The sequence below is a fragment of the Enterobacter sp. AC1 genome (genome assembly GCF_050434705.1).
Lineage (GTDB): Bacteria > Pseudomonadota > Gammaproteobacteria > Enterobacterales > Enterobacteriaceae > Enterobacter > Enterobacter cloacae_L.
In genome coordinates, this window is the sequence record NZ_JBNDIZ010000004.1 from 303261 (window position 1) to 324858 (window position 21598).

A 21598-nucleotide genomic window follows, 5' to 3' on the forward strand; every position below is an offset into this window, starting at 1 on the left:
TTTGATGTTTTAGCATTCAGTGTTTTTTTTTGCGCATTCATGCTTTTTGGAGCACATTATGGGCAAATATATTCTAATCCTGTGATCTTGCTACATTTTTGTCTAAAGTGTTGAATAATCGCTCAGCGTAATTTTAAAGAATGGTAACAATATGAAATACAAGACTTTGATCTTCACCGCATTGATGTTGATGATTGGCCGCGTCGCACAGGCAGAACAGATTGGTTCCGTCGATACCGTGTTCAAAATGTTCGGCCCGGACCACAAAATTGTGGTGGAGGCGTTTGACGATCCGGACGTGAAAAACGTCACCTGCTACGTCAGCCGCGCGAAAACGGGCGGTATAAAAGGCGGCCTGGGGCTGGCGGAGGATACCTCCGATGCGGCGATCTCCTGCCAGCAGGTGGGGCCGGTAGAATTGAGCGATAAAATTAAAAACGGTAAAGCGCAGGGCGACGTGGTGTTCCAGAAACGGACCTCGCTGGTGTTCAAAAAGCTGCAGGTGGTGCGTTTCTACGATGCGAAACGCAATACGCTGGCTTACCTGGCCTATTCCGACAAAGTGGTGGAAGGCTCACCGAAAAACGCGATCAGCGCGGTGCCGATTATGCCGTGGCACTAATTCAGGGATGAACCATGCAACAACCTGTGGTCTGGCTGGTTGAAGACGAAATCAGTATCGCCGATACGCTTATCTACATGCTCCAGCAGGAGGGATTTGCAGTAAAGGCGTTTGAACGGGGTTTGCCGGTGCTGGAGGAGGCGAGGCGACAGGCTCCGGCGCTCGCCATTCTGGATGTCGGGCTGCCGGACATCAGTGGGTTTGAGCTTTGTCGCCGACTGCTGGCGCAGCACCCCTCGCTGCCGGTGCTGTTTCTGACGGCGCGCAGTGATGAGGTGGACAAGCTGCTTGGGCTCGAAATGGGGGCCGATGATTACGTGGCTAAACCTTTCTCCCCCCGTGAAGTCTGTGCGCGGGTGCGGACAATTTTACGGCGCATGCAAAAATCCGCCGCGCCTTCAGAGATTGTGCGCATCGGCCAGTTTGAACTAAATGAACCTGCCGCGCGAATTAGCTGGTGCGGTGAAGCATTACCGCTCACGCGCTATGAGTTTTTACTGCTTAAAACCTTAATGCAGGCTCCCGGACGGGTGTTCTCTCGTCAGCAGTTAATGGACAAGGTGTGGGGCGAAGACGGCGACAGTTTCGATCGTACCGTGGACACCCACATCAAAACCCTGCGCGCCAAGCTGCGGGCGGTGAATGAGGAACTTTCACCCATCAGTACCCATCGCGGTATGGGCTATAGCCTGGGGCTTTATTAATGCGCATTGGGATGCGGTTGCTGCTGGGGTATTTCCTGATCGTCGCCATCGCCGCGTGGTTTGTGCTGTCGATCTTTGTTCAGGAAGTGAAGCCCGGCGTGCGCAGAGCAACCGAGGGCACGTTGATCGATACCGCGACCCTGTTGGCCGAAATCGGACGTGACGATTTGCTTTCGGGTAATGCGCAGCAGGGCAAGCTGGCGCAGGCCTTTTCGCAGCTTCATCAACGCCCTTTGCGCGCCAATATCGGCGGGATTCATAAAGTGCGTAACGAGTATCACGTCTACATGACCGATGCACAGGGCCGGGTCGTGTTTGATTCCGCCGGTCTGGCCGTGGGAAAAGATTATTCGCGCTGGAACGACGTCTGGCTGACGCTTCGCGGTGAATATGGCGCGCGCAGCACCCAGAGCTTTCCCGACGATCCGGAGAGCACGGTGATGTATGTTGCGGCACCGATCAGGGATCGGGGCAAGATTATCGGTGCGATCTCGGTAGGTAAACCGAACAGCGCGATGGCGCCGGTGATTCACCGTAGCGAGCGACGGATCCTGTGGGCAGGCGGGGCGCTGCTCGGCATTGCCCTGCTGATTGGCTTTGCTGTGGCGTGGTGGATCAATCGATCCATCGGCACCTTATCGCGCTATGCCGACTCGGTGACCACCGATACACCTCTCCCGCTGCCGAATCCCGGCAGTAGTGAGCTGCACAAGCTGGCGCAGGCTCTGGAAAATATGCGCATTCGCCTGGAAGGGAAAAACTATATTGAACACTATGTCCATGCGCTCACCCACGAGCTGAAAAGCCCGATCGCAGCCATTCGCGGTGCGGCAGAAATCCTCTCTGAACAGCCTCCACCGCAGGTGGCCGCGCGGTTTATCGATAATATTCTGGTACAGAACGCGCGCATGCAGTCGCTGGTTGAAAAGCTGCTCACCCAGGCGCGGCTTGAAAATCGCGTCGAGATTATTCCTGAGGTCGTCAGCGTCGACTCGCTGTTCACGCGGCTTGCCGACGCGCGCGCGGCAGTGCTGGCAGCGAAAGAGATTGTGCTGACCCTTCAGCCGACCTCGCTTTACGTGGCGGGCGATCCTGACCTTCTCGAACAGGCGCTTGGCAATTTGCTGGATAACGCTGTCGATTTCACGCCGCAGGGCGGGGCCATTGCACTGGAGGCCCGGGAAGATCGCAAGCAGGTCCAGCTGATCGTCACCGACAGCGGAAGCGGGATCCCGGACTATGCGCGGGAACGTATTTTTGAACGCTTCTATTCCCTTCCTCGTGAGAACGGGTTGAAGAGCAGCGGTCTCGGGCTGGCGTTTGTCCAGGAGGTCGCGCGTCTGCATCAGGGAGAGATCGATTTGCGCAATCGTGATGAAGGAGGCGTGATGGCCACGCTCACACTTCACCGTCCCTTCACATAACTTCAAACTGGCCCCACACGGCCCGGTTACGCTCTCCCCATCACAAAGGAGACGTAATGATGAAATCCCCCCTGTTCTGGAAAATTAGCACCCTGCTGGGGTGCATCCTGCTGCTGTTAGTCCCGCTGTTTATGGTCAGTAACCTGATTTCAGAGCGCGAGAGCTATCGCAACGACGTTGAAAATACGCTGCGCCAAAGCACCAGCGGACCGCAAAAACTGGTCGGTCCGATGATTGCCATTCCGATGACGGAGATCTTTTACAAGATAGAGGACGAGAAGAAGGTCGAATTTAAGAAAAGCTATATGCATTTCATTCTGCCGGAATCTCTGGTTGTTGAGGGGAACCAGCGCGTGGAGTCGAGAAATATTGGCATCTATGACGGGCAAATCTGGAACACTGACCTGAAGATAAAAGCGCAGTTTAATACCGAAGAGCTAAAGCAGCTGAGAGGAGAAACGATAACAACAGGGCAGCCGTTTATCGTGACGGGCGTTGGAGACGCGCGGGGTATTGGCACGGTCAGCATCTCTAAAATCAATGGTGAAACGCTAAGCGTGGAACCCGGTTCCGGTGTCTACGGGGCGCTAGCGGGCGTCCACATCCCGCTGACCGACAAAGCGCTGGAAGCCAAAACGTTTGCACTTGAGATGTCACTCAACCTGGCGGGAACCGGCAGTTTTGCGGTGGTGCCGGTAGGGCGTAATAGCGAAATGACGCTCAACAGCAACTGGCCGCACCCGGGTTTCATGGGCGATTATCTCCCTGTTAAGCACCAGATAGGCGAGTCTGGTTTCCAGGCAAACTGGCAGAGCAGCTGGTTTGCAAATAACCTTGAGAGCTGGTTCTACGACAAGGAATCGCCGGAGTGGGAAGCGCTTCCGGCCTTTAGCGTGACGGTAGCCACGCCAGCCGACCAGTATCAATTGACGGACCGGGCAATTAAATACGCTATTTTGCTGATTGCCCTGACGTTTATGGCCTTCTTTGTTTTCGAAACCTTAACCGGATTACGCCTTCACCCGATGCAGTATCTGCTGGTGGGGCTGTCGCTGGTACTGTTCTATCTGGTGTTGCTGGCCCTGTCTGAACACGTCGGGTTTACCCCCGCCTGGATTGTCGCAAGCCTCGTTGGGGCGGCAATGAACGGGATGTACCTGCAGGCGGTGCTGAAAAGCTGGAAGCGCAGCGGAATGTTTGTGCTGGCACTCCTCGGACTGGATGTGGTGATGTGGTTCCTGCTGCGTTCGGAGGACAGCGCATTGCTGTTGGGGTCGGCGGTTCTCGCCCTGGCGCTGTTCGCGGTGATGTATCTGACCCGTCATTTTGACTGGTACTCGCTCTCTCAGCCGAAGCGTCCTCAACCTCCTGCAGAGCCTGATAACGACACGATGCGGATCTGGAAATAAAAAAACGGCGCGTAAGCGCCGTTTTTTAATGCATTAACTGCGGGATTACTCCTGCAGATCGCCGCAGAAACGGTACCCTTCGCCGTGAATGGTGGCGATGATTTCCGGCGTATCTGGCGTAGATTCGAAATGTTTACGAATACGACGGATGGTGACGTCTACGGTACGGTCGTGTGGCTTCAGCTCACGGCCGGTCATTTTCTTCAGCAGTTCTGCACGGGACTGAATTTTGCCCGGATTCTCGCAGAAGTGCAGCATCGCGCGGAATTCACTGCGCGGCAGTTTATACTGCTCACCGTTCGGGCTAATCAGCGAACGGCTATTGATATCAAGTTCCCAGCCGTTGAATTTGTAGCTGTCTACGCTACGACGCTCTTCGCTGACCGTACCCAGGTTCATGGTGCGGGACAGCAGGTTGCGTGCACGAATGGTTAACTCGCGAGGATTGAACGGCTTGGTGATGTAGTCATCCGCACCGATTTCCAGGCCAAGAATTTTATCAACTTCGTTGTCACGGCCCGTCAGGAACATTAACGCGACGTTCGCCTGCTCGCGCAGTTCGCGCGCCAGAAGAAGACCGTTTTTGCCCGGCAGGTTAATATCCATGATCACCAGGTTGATATCATTTTCAGAAAGGATCTGATGCATCTCTGCGCCATCGGTCGCTTCAAAGACATCGTAGCCTTCTGCTTCGAAAATGCTCTTTAACGTGTTGCGTGTTACCAACTCGTCTTCAACGATAAGAATGTGCGGGGTCTGCATGTTTGCTACCTAAATTGCCAACTAAATCGAAACAGGAAGTACAAAAGTCCCTGACCTGCCTGATGCATGTCGCAAATTAACATGATCGGCTTAACGTGACTAAAGTACGTAATTGCGTTCTTGATGCACTTTCCATCAACGTCAACAACATCATTAGCTTGGTCTTGGGTACTTTCCCTTTGGACCCGACAGTGTCAAAAACGGCTGTCATCCTAACCATTTTAACAGCAACATAACAGGCTAAGTGACACCAGACACCCAATAAAACTACGCTTCGTTGACATATATCAAGTTCAATTGTAGCACGTTAACAGTTTGATGAAATCATCGTAGCCGAATGCTAGCCTTTGTCACAATTTTTCAATAAACCAACTAGTTGCGGACATTGATTTATAAACGAAGCGAATCCAATCAGAATAGGGTATTCATATCGCTATTATCATTATAAAACATAGGGATAATAGTGTTCTGTTAACATTCTAACTGATTGTTCAGACAAGGAATAGTTTAGCGTTTTTAATTTGTTATGAAACGCTATTTCGGTGATTTGTGTTGCAATTTTGTAAATTCGCGCTGCGTAATATGTTGAAGCGCATCACATTTTTACGCGCTAACTGATTAAAAAGAGAGCATAAATGCATCTGTCGATTGTACTGGTCGCCCCAGCCAGAGCAGAAAATATAGGCGCTGCCGCGCGCGCCATGAAGACCATGGGATTTACCGATTTACGTATCGTGGACAGCACTGCCCACCTGGAGCCTGCGGCACGCTGGGTGGCGCACGGTTCAGGAGATATTCTTGATAATATAACCACTTACGATACGCTCGCCGCTGCGTTACATGATATCTCCTTCACCGTCGCCACCACGGCGCGCAGCCGGGCGAAGTTTCACTATTACGCCACGCCAGCGGAGCTTGTGCCTATACTGAGCGAGAAAAGCCAGTGGCTGGAAAAAGCGGCGCTGGTGTTTGGTCGTGAAGATTCCGGATTAACAAACGAAGAGCTGGAGCTGGCTGACGTTCTTACCGGCGCGCCGATGGTGGCCGATTACCCCTCCCTGAACTTAGGCCAGGCGGTAATGGTTTATTGCTATCAATTAGCCTCCCTAATACAAATTCCCCAACCTCAGGCTGAAGGGGCAAACGAAAATCAGCTGGCCGCGCTGCGCGTTCGCGTTGAACAGCTGTTAACCCGGCTGGGGGTAGCGGACGATCAAAAAATGGCTGACTGGCTGCAGCAGCGTCTTGGGCGCCTTGAGCAGCGAGACACTGCAATGCTGCATCGTTTGCTGCATGATATTGAAAAAAAATTGGCCGAGTAAAATACTGTCATAAGTTTTTACTATGGCAGATAAGTCTGTTGCAAAGGGTTGCATCTGGCGGAATCGGATGAAAATAAATCTGCACGCAGCGGGACGTGAGAGTCCCCCAAAATGTGATCAAATTAAAAATCCATTGACTTAAGGGGCCCGATCCTTTAACCCTAAAAGAATACAGCACAGACAGATAATAATGACAGAGTACACAACATCCATGAAACGCATCAGCATCACCACCATTACCACAACCATCATCATTACCACAGGTAACGATGCGGGCTGACGCGTACAGGAAAAACAAAAAAAAGCCCGCACCTGAACAGTGCGGGCTTTTTTTTCGGCTAAAGGAAACGAGGTAGAACCATGCGAGTGTTGAAGTTCGGCGGTACATCAGTGGCAAATGCAGAACGTTTTCTGCGTGTTGCCGATATCCTGGAGAGCAACGCCAGGCAGGGGCAGGTTGCAACCGTGCTCTCTGCCCCGGCAAAAATCACTAACCATCTGGTGGCAATGATTGAAAAGACCATCGGTGGCCAGGATGCACTCCCGAACATTAGCGACGCCGAGCGTATCTTCGCTGAGCTGCTGCAGGGGCTGGCCGAGGCGCTGCCTGGCTTCCCGCACGCTCAGTTGAAGTCCTTTGTTGAGCAGGAATTCGCGCAAATCAAACATGTTCTGCACGGAATCAGCCTGCTGGGACAGTGCCCGGACAGCATCAACGCGGCGCTGATCTGCCGCGGTGAAAAACTGTCTATCGCCATTATGGCGGGCGTGCTGGAAGCGCGCGGTCACAACGTGACCGTGATCGATCCGGTTGAAAAACTGCTGGCGGTGGGCCACTACCTCGAATCCACCGTTGATATTGCCGAATCAACCCGCCGTATCGCCGCGAGCAAGATCCCGTCTGACCACATGATCCTGATGGCCGGCTTCACCGCCGGTAACGAGAAGGGCGAGCTGGTGGTGCTGGGCCGTAACGGCTCCGACTATTCCGCCGCCGTGCTGGCCGCCTGTTTACGCGCGGACTGTTGTGAGATCTGGACTGACGTTGACGGCGTCTATACCTGCGACCCGCGCCAGGTTCCGGATGCCAGGCTGCTGAAGTCGATGTCGTACCAGGAAGCGATGGAGCTTTCCTACTTCGGCGCTAAAGTGCTTCACCCACGTACCATCTCCCCGATAGCCCAGTTCCAAATTCCTTGTCTGATTAAAAACACCGGTAACCCGCAGGCGCCGGGTACGCTGATTGGCGCCAGTACCGATGAGGACGGCCTGCCGGTGAAAGGCATTTCCAACCTGAACAACATGGCGATGTTCAGCGTCTCCGGTCCGGGGATGAAAGGAATGGTCGGCATGGCGGCTCGCGTGTTTGCGGCCATGTCCCGCAACGGTATCTCTGTGGTGCTGATCACCCAGTCCTCTTCCGAGTACAGCATCAGCTTCTGCGTGCCGCAGGGCGACTGTCTGCGCGCCCGTCGCGCGCTGGAAGAAGAGTTCTATCTGGAGCTGAAAGAAGAGCTGCTTGAGCCGCTCTCCATTCAGGAACGTCTGGCGATTATCTCTGTGGTCGGCGACGGTATGCGCACGCTGCGCGGTATCTCCGCCAAATTCTTTGCCGCGCTGGCGCGCGCCAATATCAATATCGTGGCAATTGCCCAGGGGTCGTCAGAGCGTTCAATTTCCGTTGTCGTGGACAACGATGACGCCACCACCGGCGTACGCGTGGTTCACCAGATGCTGTTCAATACCGATCAGGTCATCGAGCTATTCCTGATTGGCGTCGGAGGCGTGGGCGGCGCGCTGCTGGAGCAGGTGAAGCGTCAGCAGGCGTGGCTGAAGAAGAAACATATCGATCTGCGCGTCTGCGGGATTGCCAACTCGAAAGCGCTGCTGACCAACGTTCACGGGCTGAACCTGGAAAACTGGCAGGCCGAGATGAACGAGGCAAAAGAGCCGTTCAACCTGGGACGCCTGATCCGTCTGGTGAAAGAGTATCACCTGCTTAACCCGGTGATCGTCGACTGTACGTCGAACCAGGCGGTTGCCGATCAGTACGCGGATTTCCTGCGCGAAGGGTTCCACGTGGTGACGCCAAACAAAAAGGCCAACACCTCGTCGATGGATTACTATCACCAGCTGCGTCTGGCGGCGAGCAAGTCGCGCCGCAAGTTCCTGTACGACACCAACGTGGGGGCGGGCCTGCCGGTTATCGAGAACCTGCAGAACCTGCTGAATGCGGGCGACGAACTGCAGCGTTTCTCCGGCATTCTCTCCGGCTCGCTGTCGTTTATTTTTGGCAAGCTGGACGAAGGCATGAGCCTGTCAGAAGCGACCCGTGCCGCGCGTGAGCTGGGCTACACCGAGCCGGACCCGCGTGACGACCTTTCCGGTATGGACGTGGCGCGCAAGCTGCTGATCCTCGTGCGTGAAACGGGCCGCGAGCTTGAGCTTTCCGATATTGTGATTGAACCGGTACTGCCGGCAGAATTTGACAGCAGCGGTGACGTCAGCGCCTTTATGGCCAGGCTGCCGCAGCTTGACGACGATTTTGCCGCTCGCGTTGCGAAAGCCCGTGATGAAGGTAAGGTATTGCGCTATGTTGGCAACATTGAAGAAGATGGCGTGTGCCGGGTGAAAATTGCCGAAGTCGATGGCAACGATCCGCTGTACAAAGTCAAAAACGGCGAAAACGCCCTCGCGTTTTACAGCCACTATTATCAGCCATTGCCGCTGGTGCTTCGCGGCTATGGCGCAGGGAACGATGTTACGGCGGCGGGTGTGTTTGCCGATCTGCTGCGTACCCTGTCATGGAAGTTAGGAGTTTAACATGGTCAAAGTTTATGCCCCGGCTTCCAGCGCCAATATGAGCGTCGGGTTTGATGTCCTGGGCGCGGCGGTCACGCCGGTGGATGGTTCGCTGCTGGGCGATACGGTCACGGTTGAAGCGGCAGAAAGTTTCAGCCTGAATAACGTGGGCCGTTTCGCCAGCAAGCTGCCGTCTGACCCGCGCGAGAATATTGTCTATCAGTGCTGGGAGCGCTTCTGTCAGGAGATCGGCAAAAACGTGCCGGTCACCATGACGCTGGAAAAAAGTATGCCGATTGGCTCGGGCCTGGGCTCCAGCGCGTGCTCCGTGGTCGCCGCGCTGGTGGCGATGAACGAGCACTGCGGCAAACCCCTGAACAACAACCGCATGCTTGCCTTAATGGGCGAGCTGGAAGGCCGTATCTCCGGCAGCATTCATTACGACAACGTCGCGCCGTGCTTCCTCGGCGGCATGCAGCTGATGATCGAAGAAAATGGCATCATCAGCCAGCAGGTGCCAGGGTTTGATGAGTGGCTGTGGGTGCTGGCCTATCCGGGCATTAAGGTTTCAACCGCAGAAGCGCGTGCGATCCTGCCCGCGCAGTATCGTCGTCAGGATTGCATCGCCCACGGGCGTCACCTGGCGGGCTTTATTCACGCCTGCTACACCCGTCAGCCGCAGCTGGCGGCGAAGCTGATGAAAGACGTCATTGCCGAGCCGTATCGCACGAAGCTGCTGCCGGGCTTTAACGAGGCGCGACAGGCATCCATGGATATCGGCGCGCAGGCGTGCGGCATCTCCGGCTCCGGCCCGACGCTGTTCGCCCTTTGCGATAAGCCAGACACCGCGCAGCGCGTGGCGGACTGGCTCTCTAAACACTACCTGCAAAATCAGGAAGGCTTTGTTCATATTTGCCGTCTGGACACGGCTGGCGCACGAGTACTGGGATAATTAATGAAACTCTACAACCTTAAAGATCATAACGAGCAGGTGAGCTTCGCGCAGGCGGTGACTCAGGGACTGGGCAAAAATCAGGGGCTGTTCTTTCCGCATGACCTGCCGGAATTTCAGCTGACCGAGATTGATGAACTGCTGAAGCTGGACTTTGTCACCCGCAGCACCAAAATTCTGTCGGCGTTTATCGGCGATGAAATCCCGCAGGAGCTGCTGGAAGAACGCGTGCGTGCGGCATTTGCTTTCCCGGCACCGGTTCAGCAGGTTGAGCCTGACGTCGGTTGTCTGGAGCTGTTCCACGGCCCAACCCTGGCGTTTAAAGACTTCGGCGGCCGCTTCATGGCCCAGATGCTGACCCACATCAGCGGCGACAAACCGGTAACCATCCTGACCGCCACCTCCGGCGATACCGGTGCGGCGGTTGCTCACGCGTTCTACGGCCTGAAAAACGTCCGCGTGGTGATCCTCTATCCGCAAGGCAAAATCAGCCCGCTGCAGGAAAAACTGTTCTGCACGCTCGGCGGCAATATTGAAACCGTGGCGATCGACGGTGACTTCGATGCCTGCCAGGCGCTGGTTAAACAGGCCTTCGACGACGAAGAGCTGAAGGTGGCTCTGGGTCTGAACTCCGCCAACTCTATCAACATCAGCCGTCTGCTGGCGCAGATCTGCTACTACTTCGAAGCGGTGGCGCAGCTGCCGCAGGAAGCCCGCAATCAGCTGGTGATCTCCGTGCCGAGCGGTAACTTCGGCGACCTGACGGCTGGCCTGCTGGCGAAATCGCTGGGGCTGCCGGTGAAACGCTTTATCGCTGCCACTAATGCCAACGATACCGTGCCGCGCTTCCTGAAAGACGGGAAGTGGGCGCCGAACGCCACGCAGGCAACGCTCTCCAACGCGATGGATGTGTCCCAGCCAAACAACTGGCCGCGCGTGGAAGAGCTGTTCCGCCGTAAGATCTGGCGTCTGGGTGACCTGGGCTACGCGGCGGTGACGGATGAAACCACCAAAGCCACCATGCGTGAGTTAAAAGCGGTGGGGTACACCTCTGAACCGCACGCGGCGATTGCTTACCGCGCGCTGCGCGACCAGCTTAACCCGGGTGAATATGGCCTGTTCCTGGGGACCGCGCATCCGGCGAAGTTTAAAGAGAGCGTGGAGGCGATTCTGGGTGAAACCCTGCCGTTGCCGAAAGAGTTGGCTGAGCGTGCCGACCTGCCGCTGCTGTCTCATGAGCTGCCGGCGGATTTTGCCGCGCTGCGTAAGCTGATGATGGCTCGAGCGTGATTTTTGTCGGGTGGCGGCTTCGCGTTACCCGACCTACAACGGCTCAGAACGTAGGCCGGGTAAGGCGAAGCCGCCACCCGGCTTTTTTATGGAGAAATTAAGGAGAAAATAAGCAGGAAAAAAGCAGGAATTCCCAATAAATGCGGTCACTTAGCGTTTAGGATTGCAGAGAATAACATCCCCCGTTCCCCTCGCGTAATCTCCTTACATCGGCCCACGTTGGGCAAGAGTAACGAGGAGTCACCTATGTCTAAACTGAAACCTGCTCTCATCGCGCTTTCACTGATGCTGGTCGCTCCCATGGCGGTACAGGCATCTGAAATCACGCTGGTTCCTGCGGTAAAACTGCAGATTGGCGACCAGGATAATAACGGGCACTACTGGGACGGCGGCCGCTGGCGCGATCATGACTGGTGGAAGGCGCATTATGACTGGCGCGATAACCACTGGCGTCCGCATGATGAGCATCGCGATCGTGACAATCACCACGACCGTCACGATGACCGACATGACGATCATCGTCCAGGCCCGGACTGGAAACACCATTAATGCAAAACCCCGCCAGCTGGCGGGGTTCTGTTTTACTGCTCGTGGCGCTTAAACACCAGCTCGCCTTTCCCTGACGACGCCTCGTCAAAGAAATAGCCTTCGCTGTTAAAGGCGGTCAGCTGCTCCGGCTTCGTCAGGCGGTTCTGGATGATGTAGCGGCTCATCAGGCCACGCGCTTTCTTGGCGTAGAAGCTGATCACTTTGAACTTACCGTTCTTCTCGTCGAGGAACACCGGCTTGATCATTTCCGCATCCAGCTTTTTCGGCTTCACCGACTTGTAGTATTCATCAGACGCCAGGTTAATCACCACGTTATCGCCCTGAGCGTGCAGCGCCGCATTCAGCTTATCGGTGATGATATCGCCCCAGAAATGGTACAGATCTTTGCCTTTGGCATTTGCCAGGCGAATCCCCATCTCCAGACGATACGGCTGCATCAGATCCAGCGGGCGCAGTACGCCATACAGGCCTGACAGCATGCGCAGATGCTGCTGGGCAAAATCGAAATCGGCTTCGCTAAAATCTTCCGCCTGCAGGCCGGTATAGACATCACCCTTAAACGCCAGAATGGCCTGGCGGGCGTTAGCGGGAGTGAAATCCGGGTGCCACTCGTGAAAGCGGGTCGCGTTAAGGTCTGCCAGCTTGTCGCTGATGCTCATCAGCGAGGCGATTTGCGGCGCAGAGAGTTTACGCGCCTCGCGGATCAGCTGTTGAGAGTAGTCCAGCAGTTCAGGCTGGGTATAGCGCTCGGTGGCGAGCGGGCTCTGGTAGTCGAGCGTTTTTGCAGGTGAAATCAGAATCAGCATATCCAGTCCTTGCAGGAAATTTAGAGCGACTTTAGCAAAAAATCGCTCTGAATTGATCGATAGCTGTTATTGCCGGGGCAAATCATCCCATGTGCCGGGAGCCAGTTGCGCCTTAACATCGGGATAGCGTGCGGGATCAAAAACCGGCGGAATACCCAGCTTGCGCTGACGAAGGTAGTCTCTGGCAATCAGGGTCACAATCGGTGAAAGCAGCAGGATCGCCGTGAGGTTCGTGATTGCCATCAGCGCCATAATAATATCGGCCAGCTGCCAGACTAGCGGCATGCTGAGGAGGGCGCCAGCGACGACCATCAGTATGACCCCCAGACGCAGCGCTCCGATTGCGGCGCGGGAGTCGAGCTTCAGGAAAATAAGGTTATTTTCGGCGTAGAGGTAATTCACCACAATTGAGCTGAAGGCAAACAAGACCAGGATGAGCGAGACAAATCCGGCTCCCCAGCCGCCGGTCAGGCTCGTCAGCGCCTGCTGGAGAAGCTGTATTCCGGCAGTTTCCGACGAATGCGGCACGGGGCCTGCCAGCAGCAAAATCATGGCGCTGGCGGAACAGATAACAATGGTATCGGTAAAGACGCCAATCATCTGCACAATGCCTTGCGCGGCCGGGTGCGGCGGCCACGACGAGGCGGCGGCTGCCGCGTTGGGGGTCGATCCCATGCCGGCTTCATTGGAAAACATGCCTCGCTGGAACCCCGCCATCAGCGCCTGGCTGAAGGTGTAACCCAGCGCGCCGGATGCGACCTCACGCCAGCCAAAGGCGCTTTTGACGATGGTCGATATCACGCCCGGAATCTGGTCGACATGCAGTGCGGCGACGAACAGGCTCGCGGCAATCCAGAGCAGCGCCATAAGGGGAACCAGCCACTGCATGAGACGGGCGATGCCTTTGAGACCGGCAGAAATCGTGAGCAGAACGACAAGCGCTAAAACGGTCCCGGCGATCCACTCTGGACACGCGAAGGCGTAGCGCAGGGCATTAGCGACCGAGTTAGCCTGGACGGTATTAAAAATAAGACCGTACGCGAGCAGTAAAAAAAGCGAGAACAGGACGCCCATCCAGCGCATCCCTAAACCACGCGCCATGTACCAGGCAGGACCGCCGCGAAACTGGCCGTGCTTATCTTTCTCTTTGTAGAGCTGCGCGAGCGAACTTTCGGCGAAGGAGGTGGCCATACCGAGAAGCGCCGTTACCCACATCCAGAACACCGCGCCTGGCCCACCGGCGCTGATGGCCAGTGCGACCCCCGCCAGATTACCGCTGCCGAGGCGTGCCGCAAGGCTGGTACAGAGCGCCTGGAATGACGTTAATCCACCCGGCTGGGGCGTGACGCTGTTTTTCAGACTTCTGCCAAACTTGCGGATATAGCGAAACTGGATAAACCCACTGCGTAGCGTAAACCAAATACCTGCTCCCAGAAGCAGGTAAATCATTATCGAGCCCCACAGGACTTCGTTAATAAAGAAAAAGAAATCAGGCATTAACGTCCCTCTTGTTGATGCCAAAGTGAATATGTAAGCGCTACCACTGATTGGGCATGCTGTTGCTTAGCAGCCTGTTAATATTCCGAGTTTATCATACTCTGCCTAAGCGCACTGTCTGCGGTTGCGCTACCCCTCCGTCGTGTTATCATCAGGGCAGACCGGTTACATCCCCCTAACAAGTAAACCTGTCATTTTTCCGCTGCAGGCATGCTGTCGGTAGCGTGAATTATCCAGGGCACGTTAAAAGAGAAACACTATCATGACGGATAAATTGACCTCCCTTCGTCAGTTCACCACTGTCGTAGCTGACACCGGAGATATCGCGGCAATGAAGCTGTACCAGCCGCAGGATGCCACAACTAACCCTTCTCTGATCCTTAACGCCGCGCAGATCCCTGAGTATCGCAAACTGATTGACGACGCAGTGACCTGGGCGAAAGCACAGAGCAACGACCGCGCGCAGCAGGTTGTGGATGCCACTGATAAACTGGCAGTAAACATCGGTCTGGAAATTCTGAAGCTGGTTCCTGGCCGTATCTCTACTGAAGTAGATGCGCGTCTGTCCTACGACACCGAAGCGTCTATCGCGAAAGCCAAACGTCTGATCAAAATGTACAACGACGCTGGCATCAGTAATGACCGTATCCTGATCAAACTGGCTTCTACCTGGCAGGGCATCCGCGCCGCAGAGCAGCTGGAAAAAGACGGTATCAACTGTAACCTGACCCTGCTGTTCTCCTTCGCGCAGGCGCGTGCCTGTGCAGAAGCCGGCGTGTACCTGATTTCTCCGTTCGTGGGCCGTATTCTGGACTGGTACAAAGCCAACACCGACAAGAAAGAATATGCGCCAGCAGAAGATCCAGGCGTGGTTTCCGTGACTGAAATCTACGAATACTACAAACAGCACGGCTATGAGACTGTGGTTATGGGCGCAAGCTTCCGTAACGTCGGTGAAATCATCGAGCTGGCTGGCTGTGACCGCCTGACCATCGCGCCTGCACTGCTGAAAGAGCTGGCTGAAAGCGAAGGTACCCTGGAGCGTAAACTGTCCTACACCGGTGAAGTGAAAGCACGCCCAGAGCGCATCACGGAATCCGAGTTCCTGTGGCAGCACAACCAGGATCCAATGGCGGTAGACAAACTGGCGGACGGTATCCGTAAGTTTGCTGTTGACCAGGGCAAACTGGAAAAAATGATCGGCGACCTGCTGTAATCATCCTGCGTGGCCGGGTTCCCGGTCACGCGTCTTCCTTCATACCCTGTCTGAATCTCCTCTCTGCGTGTATCATTCCCTTTAATCAGTACTTTTTGAATGGAATGGATATGAATACCTTACGCATCGGCTTAGTGTCGATTTCTGACCGCGCCTCCAGCGGTGTTTACCAGGATAAAGGCATCCCCGCTCTGGAAGAGTGGCTTGGCAACGCGCTGACTACCCCCTTTGAAATTCAGACCCGCCTGATCCCAGACGAACAGCCGATCATTGAGCAGACGCTCTGTGAGCTGGTTGATGAGATGAGCTGCCATCTGGTGCTGACCACCGGGGGAACGGGGCCTGCTCGCCGGGATGTGACGCCGGACGCGACGCTGGCTATCGCCGATCGTGAAATGCCGGGCTTTGGTGAACAGATGCGCCAGATAAGTCTACACTTTGTCCCGACGGCCATTCTCTCCCGTCAGGTGGGCGTAATCCGCAAACAGGCGTTGATACTGAACCTGCCGGGCCAGCCGAAGTCGATCAAAGAGACGCTGGAAGGGCTGAAAGCGGAAGACGGCAGCGTCATTGTGCACGGCATTTTTGCCAGTGTACCGTATTGTATACAGCTGCTGGAGGGGCCGTACGTTGAGACGGACGAGAAAGTGGTAGCAGCTTTTCGTCCTAAAAGCGCACGCCGCGAAACAATCTCCTGAAAATAACGATTATGTGACATTAGCTGAAGCGGCGATGGCGTGGTAAGGTTTTTACGATATAGTAATTTTTTCTTTACGATGACTGTAAAAATAAATCCACAATAAAAGCTAAATGGTTCTCTATGTCACATAACACCCGACCTCTGAATCGACAGGACTATAAAACCCTCACGCTCGCGGCCTTAGGCGGCGCGCTGGAGTTTTACGATTTCATCATCTTCGTCTTCTTCGCCGCCGTGGTGGGGGAACTCTTCTTCCCGGCGGATATCCCCGAGTGGCTGCGTCAGGTACAAACCTTCGGCATTTTTGCCGCAGGGTATCTGGCGCGTCCGCTGGGCGGCATTGTGATGGCGCACTTTGGCGATATGGTTGGTCGTAAGAAGATGTTTACCCTCAGCATCCTGCTGATGGCCGTACCCACGCTGGCCATTGGCCTGCTGCCCACCTATGCCTCACTGGGCATTCTTGCTCCGCTGCTGCTGTTGCTGATGCGCGTGCTTCAGGGCGCGGCAATTGGCGGTGAAGTGCCGGGTGCGTGGGTGTTTGTGGCGGAACATGTTCCGGCGCGCCGGATTGGCATCGCCTGTGGAACCTTAACGGCGGGCCTGACCGTCGGGATCTTGCTGGGGTCGGTGGTGGCGACGATTGTCAACACCAGCATGACGCAGCAGGCCGTTCACGACTGGGGCTGGCGTATTCCGTTCCTGCTGGGCGGGGCGTTTGGTCTGGTAGCGATGTATCTGCGTCGCTGGCTGCAGGAGACACCGATTTTCCTGGAGATGCAGCAGCGCAAAGCGCTGGCGCAGGAGCTGCCGGTGAAAGCCGTCGTGGTCCGCCATAAAAAAGCGGTAGTGGTGTCGATGCTTCTTACCTGGCTGCTTTCGGCGGGCATTGTCGTGGTGATATTAATGTCGCCGGTCTGGCTGCAGAAACAGTATGGATTCGCCCCGGCGGTGACGCTGCAGGCAAACAGTATCGCGACCATTATGCTCTGCTTTGGCTGTCTTGCGGCCGGGCTGGCCGTCGACCGCTTTGGCCCGAGCCTGACCTTTATCACAGGCAGCCTGCTGCTGGCGGCGTCCAGCTGGGCATTTTATCACCTGGCAGGTAGTCATCCTGAACAGCTGTTCGTGTTGTACGGTGTGGTGGGGCTGTGCGTAGGGGTTGTCGGCGCGGTGCCGTATGTCATGGTACGTGCGTTCCCGCCAGAGGTTCGCTTCACCGGCATCTCTTTCTCTTACAATGTGTCGTATGCCATTTTTGGCGGACTGACGCCGATCGCGGTCACGGTGCTGATGGGCGTATCACCGATGGCACCCGCCTGGTATGTTCTCGCGCTTTCAGTCATGGGGCTGGTATTGGGAATTTGGCTTCGGCAGGCGTGGGGATGTCGTGCCCGCGAGGCGGGCACGACAGAGGGATCAGTGTTTTTCACCAATCGGTAGAATGGTGCGGTCAAACTGCTCGTTCAGCACTTCACCCATTGCCAGGTAGATAGCGCTTGCGCCGCAAACCAGACCAATCCAGCCTGCAACGTGAACGATGCCTTCGTTATCCACCAGGTGACCAATCGCCAGCAGGGCGAACAGCACGGTCAGGCTCAGGAAGACAAACTGCAGCGCGCGGTTACCTTTCAGGGTGCCGAAGAACATGAACAGGGTGAAGACGCCCCACAGGCCCAGGTAAACGCCCAGGAAGTGGGCGTTTGCCGCGTCTGCCAGGCCCATTTTAGGCAGCAGCAGAATGGCAACCAGGGTCAGCCAGAAAGAGCCATAAGAGGTGAAGGCGGTTAAGCCGAAGGTGTTGCCTTTCTTATATTCCAGCAGGCCCGCGAAGATTTGCGCGATACCGCCGTAAAAAATGCCCATCGCCAGGATAATGCCATCCATCGGGAACATCCCGATATTGTGCAGGTTCAGCAGGATAGTGGTCATGCCAAAACCCATCAGGCCCAGCGGAGCCGGATTAGCCAACTTAGTGTTGCCCATAAGTCCTCAAAAAAATCATCATTAATATGGTGAAATGGTTAAACCCGCGTCAGTTCTCCCTGACGGGGCGCGGCATCATAATGGGCGCAATCGATGGCGTCTATGATCTCATCGGGGTGAAATTAAAAATTTTTTTATCCTTCCCCCTTGATGGATGACGTTGCGACCCCATCTTGTAAGCAACCGCAGTGTGTGGACCTGAAAAAAATCAAATCTGGGCAGTTGAAAAAGCACGTTCTGCCCTTATTACAGGTACACAACCACATGTTGACTGAATTTTTAGTGGAGACGTTTAGATGGGTAAAATTATTGGTATCGACCTGGGTACTACCAACTCTTGTGTAGCGATTATGGATGGCACTACTGCACGCGTGCTGGAGAACGCCGAGGGCGATCGCACCACGCCTTCTATCATTGCTTATACCCAGGATGGTGAAACTCTGGTTGGTCAGCCGGCTAAACGTCAGGCAGTGACAAACCCGCAAAACACCCTGTTTGCGATTAAACGCCTGATCGGTCGCCGCTTCCAGGACGAAGAAGTTCAGCGTGACGTTTCCATCATGCCTTACAAAATCATCGCGGCAGATAACGGCGATGCATGGCTTGATGTGAAAGGCACCAAAACTGCACCACCGCAGATTTCTGCTGAAGTGCTGAAGAAAATGAAGAAAACCGCTGAAGATTACCTGGGCGAGCCGGTAACTGAAGCTGTTATCACCGTTCCTGCATACTTCAACGATGCTCAGCGTCAGGCAACTAAAGATGCTGGCCGTATCGCAGGTCTGGAAGTAAAACGTATCATCAACGAACCTACCGCGGCTGCACTGGCTTACGGTCTGGATAAAGAAGTGGGCAACCGCACTATCGCGGTTTACGACCTCGGTGGTGGTACCTTCGATATCTCAATTATCGAAATCGACGAAGTTGACGGCGAAAAAACCTTCGAAGTTCTGGCAACCAACGGTGATACCCACCTGGGTGGTGAAGACTTCGATACCCGTCTGATCAACTACCTCGTTGATGAGTTCAAGAAAGATCAGGGCATTGACCTGCGTAACGACCCGCTGGCTATGCAGCGCCTGAAAGAAGCCGCTGAGAAAGCGAAGATCGAACTGTCTTCCGCTCAGCAGACCGACGTGAACCTGCCGTACATCACTGCAGACGCGACCGGTCCTAAACACATGAACATCAAAGTGACCCGTGCGAAACTGGAAAGCCTGGTAGAAGACCTGGTGAACCGTTCTATCGAGCCGCTGAAAGTTGCCCTGCAGGACGCTGGTCTGTCCGTCTCTGACATCCAGGACGTTATCCTGGTTGGTGGTCAGACGCGTATGCCAATGGTTCAGAAGAAAGTGGCTGAGTTCTTTGGTAAAGAGCCACGTAAAGACGTTAACCCGGACGAAGCGGTTGCTATCGGTGCTGCGGTTCAGGGTGGCGTACTGACCGGTGAAGTGAAAGACGTACTGCTGCTGGACGTTACCCCGCTGTCTCTGGGTATCGAAACCATGGGCGGTGTGATGACTGCGCTCATCAACAAAAACACCACCATCCCGACGAAGCACAGCCAGGTGTTCTCTACCGCTGAAGACAACCAGTCTGCGGTAACCATCCATGTGATTCAGGGTGAGCGTAAGCGTGCGGCGGATAACAAATCTCTGGGTCAGTTCAACCTGGACGGTATTAACCCGGCACCGCGCGGCATGCCGCAGATCGAAGTGACCTTCGACATCGATGCTGACGGTATCCTGCACGTGTCTGCGAAAGACAAAAACAGCGGTAAAGAGCAGAAGATCACCATCAAGGCATCTTCTGGCCTGAACGAAGCGGAAATCGAAAAAATGGTTCGCGATGCCGAAGCTAACGCTGAATCCGACCGTAAGTTCGAAGAGCTGGTTCAGACTCGTAACCAGGGTGACCATCTGCTGCACAGCACCCGTAAGCAGGTTGAAGAAGCTGGCGATAAACTGCCAGCGGAAGACAAGACTGCTATCGAAGCTGCACTGAGCGCGCTGGAATCTTCACTGAAAGGTGAAGACAAAGCGGATATCGAAGCGAAGATGCAGGAGCTGGCTCAGGCTTCCCAGAAGCTGATGGAAATCGCTCAGCAGCAGCATGCCCAGCAGCAGGCAGGCGCTGACGCTTCTCAGAACAACGCGAAAGATGACGACGTTGTCGACGCTGAGTTCGAAGAAGTTAAAGATAAAAAATAATCGCCCTGATGCAGGGTAATTAATCGGCACGGGCGTAGGAGAATTCTCCACGCCCGTGCTCGCATGTTAAGGGGCTTAAAAAAACCAATGGCAAAGCAAGACTATTACGAGATTTTAGGCGTTCCGAAAACTGCGGAAGAGCGTGAAATCAAAAAGGCGTATAAGCGCCTGGCCATGAAATTCCACCCGGACCGTAACCAGGGTGACAAAGAGGCTGAAGCCAAATTTAAAGAGATCAAAGAAGCCTACGAAGTGCTGACCGATGCACAAAAACGTGCGGCCTATGACCAGTACGGTCACGCAGCCTTTGAACAGGGCGGCATGGGCGGCGGTGGATTCGGCGGCGGCTTTGGCGGCGGCGCTGACTTCAGCGATATCTTTGGCGATGTGTTTGGCGATATCTTCGGCGGTGGCCGTGGTCGTCAGCGCGCGGCGCGCGGCGCGGACCTGCGCTACAACATGGAGCTGTCGCTGGAAGAGGCCGTTCGCGGCGTCACCAAAGAGATCCGTATTCCAACGCTGGAAGAGTGTGACGTCTGCCACGGCAGCGGCGCGAAAGCGGGCACTCAGCCGCAGACCTGTCCAACCTGTCACGGCTCTGGTCAGGTACAGATGCGTCAGGGCTTCTTTGCGGTACAGCAGGCCTGTCCTCACTGTCACGGTCGCGGTACGCTGATTAAAGATCCGTGCACCAGATGCCACGGCCACGGCCGCGTTGAGAAAACCAAGACCCTGTCCGTGAAAATTCCGGCAGGCGTGGATACGGGCGACCGCATCCGCCTGGCTGGCGAAGGCGAAGCCGGCGAACACGGCGCACCGGCAGGCGATCTGTACGTTCAGGTGCAGGTGAAGCAGCATGCTATCTTCGAGCGTGAAGGGAATAACCTGTACTGCGAAGTGCCGATCAACTTCGCGATGGCTGCCCTCGGTGGCGAAATCGAAGTGCCTACGCTGGATGGCCGCGTCAATCTGAAGATCCCGGGTGAAACCCAGACCGGTAAGCTGTTCCGCATGCGCGGGAAGGGCGTGAAATCCGTTCGCGGTGGTGCGCAGGGCGACCTGCTGTGCCGCGTCGTCGTGGAAACGCCGGTCGGCCTGAACGATAAGCAGAAACAGCTGCTGAAAGAGCTGCAGGAAAGCTTTGGCGGCCCGACGGGTGAGAAAAACAGCCCACGCTCCAAAAGCTTCTTCGATGGCGTCAAAAAATTCTTCGATGATTTGACCCGCTAATCGGTTAGCAGGTTTCATTTGCAAAAGCCCGGAAGTGATTCCGGGCTTTTTCTATTTATGGGTATTGTTCGGTAAAACTGAACCTATACTCAATATTAATCTGTTTTTGCCGAGCTA

Annotated in this window: 20 protein-coding genes and 1 other annotated feature; of the genes, 16 read left to right on the forward strand and 4 right to left on the reverse strand. The window is 55.2% G+C overall.

Going from position 1 to position 21598, the window contains the following annotated elements:
- The first annotated feature begins 151 nt into the window (after positions 1-151).
- Genes creA through creD form a run of 4 tightly spaced genes read left to right on the forward strand, consistent with a single transcriptional unit; the run spans position 152 to position 4159 of the window.
- Positions 152-622: a protein CreA gene (gene creA / locus M2433_RS14655; protein WP_429055019.1), complete on the forward strand. Its 471-nt coding sequence runs from the start codon at positions 152-154 to the stop codon at positions 620-622.
- 14 nt (positions 623-636) lie between these two features.
- Positions 637-1326: a two-component system response regulator CreB gene (gene creB, locus M2433_RS14660; RefSeq protein WP_429055021.1), complete on the forward strand. Its 690-nt coding sequence runs from the start codon at positions 637-639 to the stop codon at positions 1324-1326.
- The gene (creC, locus tag M2433_RS14665; protein WP_429055023.1) at positions 1326-2750 is read left to right on the forward strand and encodes a two-component system sensor histidine kinase CreC; all 1425 of its coding nucleotides are present in this window, start codon (positions 1326-1328) and stop codon (positions 2748-2750) included. Before creB ends, creC begins: the two co-directional genes overlap by 1 nt.
- A gap of 56 nt (positions 2751-2806) precedes the next feature.
- Complete coding sequence (gene creD, locus M2433_RS14670; protein ID WP_429055024.1) at positions 2807-4159, forward strand: cell envelope integrity protein CreD; 1353 nt, start codon at positions 2807-2809, stop codon at positions 4157-4159.
- A gap of 45 nt (positions 4160-4204) precedes the next feature.
- On the opposite strand, the gene arcA is transcribed toward creD, so the two are convergent.
- The gene (arcA, locus tag M2433_RS14675) at positions 4205-4921 is read right to left on the reverse strand and encodes a two-component system response regulator ArcA (protein ID WP_003856501.1); all 717 of its coding nucleotides are present in this window, start codon (positions 4919-4921) and stop codon (positions 4205-4207) included.
- Between the two features lie 95 nt (positions 4922-5016).
- Here arcA and yjjY point away from each other — a divergent pair, with 95 nt between their 5' ends.
- The 7 genes from yjjY (at position 5017) to M2433_RS14710 (ending at position 11836) form a co-directional block, all read left to right on the forward strand.
- Complete coding sequence (gene yjjY / locus M2433_RS14680; RefSeq protein WP_085928893.1) at positions 5017-5157, forward strand: protein YjjY; 141 nt, start codon at positions 5017-5019, stop codon at positions 5155-5157.
- Between the two features lie 399 nt (positions 5158-5556).
- Complete coding sequence (locus M2433_RS14685) at positions 5557-6243, forward strand: tRNA/rRNA methyltransferase (protein WP_429055027.1); 687 nt, start codon at positions 5557-5559, stop codon at positions 6241-6243.
- 211 nt (positions 6244-6454) lie between these two features.
- Entirely contained in the window at positions 6455-6523 is a 69-nt protein-coding gene (gene thrL, locus M2433_RS14690; protein ID WP_015572623.1) for a thr operon leader peptide, read from the forward strand.
- Positions 6462-6579 (forward strand) — a sequence feature (Thr leader region). Its footprint overlaps the gene before it by 62 nt.
- Positions 6580-6603: 24 nt before the next feature.
- Complete coding sequence (gene thrA, locus M2433_RS14695; RefSeq protein ID WP_429055029.1) at positions 6604-9066, forward strand: bifunctional aspartate kinase/homoserine dehydrogenase I; 2463 nt, start codon at positions 6604-6606, stop codon at positions 9064-9066.
- Position 9067: 1 nt separating this feature from the next.
- Entirely contained in the window at positions 9068-9997 is a 930-nt protein-coding gene (gene thrB, locus M2433_RS14700) for a homoserine kinase (RefSeq protein ID WP_429055031.1), read from the forward strand.
- A 3-nt stretch (positions 9998-10000) separates the two neighbouring features.
- On the forward strand, positions 10001-11287 hold the full coding sequence (gene thrC, locus M2433_RS14705) for a threonine synthase (RefSeq protein ID WP_429055033.1): 1287 nt from the start codon (positions 10001-10003) through the stop codon (positions 11285-11287).
- 246 nt (positions 11288-11533) lie between these two features.
- Positions 11534-11836 carry a DUF2502 domain-containing protein gene (locus M2433_RS14710; RefSeq protein ID WP_059312610.1) on the forward strand — a complete coding sequence of 101 codons (303 nt, stop codon included), beginning with the start codon at positions 11534-11536 and terminating at the stop codon, positions 11834-11836.
- A gap of 32 nt (positions 11837-11868) precedes the next feature.
- On the opposite strand, the gene yaaA is transcribed toward M2433_RS14710, so the two are convergent.
- Both yaaA and M2433_RS14720 read right to left on the reverse strand, forming a co-directional pair.
- Entirely contained in the window at positions 11869-12642 is a 774-nt protein-coding gene (gene yaaA, locus M2433_RS14715) for a peroxide stress protein YaaA (protein WP_429055034.1), read from the reverse strand.
- Positions 12643-12708: 66 nt separating this feature from the next.
- A complete protein-coding gene (locus tag M2433_RS14720) occupies positions 12709-14139 on the reverse strand; it encodes an alanine/glycine:cation symporter family protein (RefSeq protein WP_429055035.1) in 1431 nt (476 codons plus the stop codon).
- Between the two features lie 262 nt (positions 14140-14401).
- Here M2433_RS14720 and tal point away from each other — a divergent pair, with 262 nt between their 5' ends.
- The 3 genes from tal to M2433_RS14735 all read left to right on the forward strand — a co-directional run bounded on the left by tal (position 14402) and on the right by M2433_RS14735 (position 17498).
- The gene (gene tal, locus M2433_RS14725; protein WP_023334458.1) at positions 14402-15355 is read left to right on the forward strand and encodes a transaldolase; all 954 of its coding nucleotides are present in this window, start codon (positions 14402-14404) and stop codon (positions 15353-15355) included.
- 110 nt (positions 15356-15465) lie between these two features.
- Positions 15466-16053 carry a molybdopterin adenylyltransferase gene (gene mog / locus M2433_RS14730; RefSeq protein WP_047346308.1) on the forward strand — a complete coding sequence of 196 codons (588 nt, stop codon included), beginning with the start codon at positions 15466-15468 and terminating at the stop codon, positions 16051-16053.
- 122 nt (positions 16054-16175) lie between these two features.
- On the forward strand, positions 16176-17498 hold the full coding sequence (locus M2433_RS14735) for an MFS transporter (protein ID WP_429055037.1): 1323 nt from the start codon (positions 16176-16178) through the stop codon (positions 17496-17498).
- On the opposite strand, the gene satP is transcribed toward M2433_RS14735, so the two are convergent.
- Positions 17475-18041: an acetate uptake transporter gene (satP, locus tag M2433_RS14740; protein WP_047346310.1), complete on the reverse strand. Its 567-nt coding sequence runs from the start codon at positions 18039-18041 to the stop codon at positions 17475-17477. The genes M2433_RS14735 and satP overlap by 24 nt on opposite strands.
- A 296-nt stretch (positions 18042-18337) precedes the next feature.
- On the opposite strand from satP, the gene dnaK reads away from it, so the two are divergent.
- Complete coding sequence (gene dnaK, locus M2433_RS14745) at positions 18338-20251, forward strand: molecular chaperone DnaK (RefSeq protein ID WP_128348228.1); 1914 nt, start codon at positions 18338-18340, stop codon at positions 20249-20251.
- A gap of 87 nt (positions 20252-20338) precedes the next feature.
- Positions 20339-21481 carry a molecular chaperone DnaJ gene (dnaJ, locus tag M2433_RS14750; RefSeq protein ID WP_429055038.1) on the forward strand — a complete coding sequence of 381 codons (1143 nt, stop codon included), beginning with the start codon at positions 20339-20341 and terminating at the stop codon, positions 21479-21481.
- Positions 21482-21598: the final 117 nt, after the last annotated feature.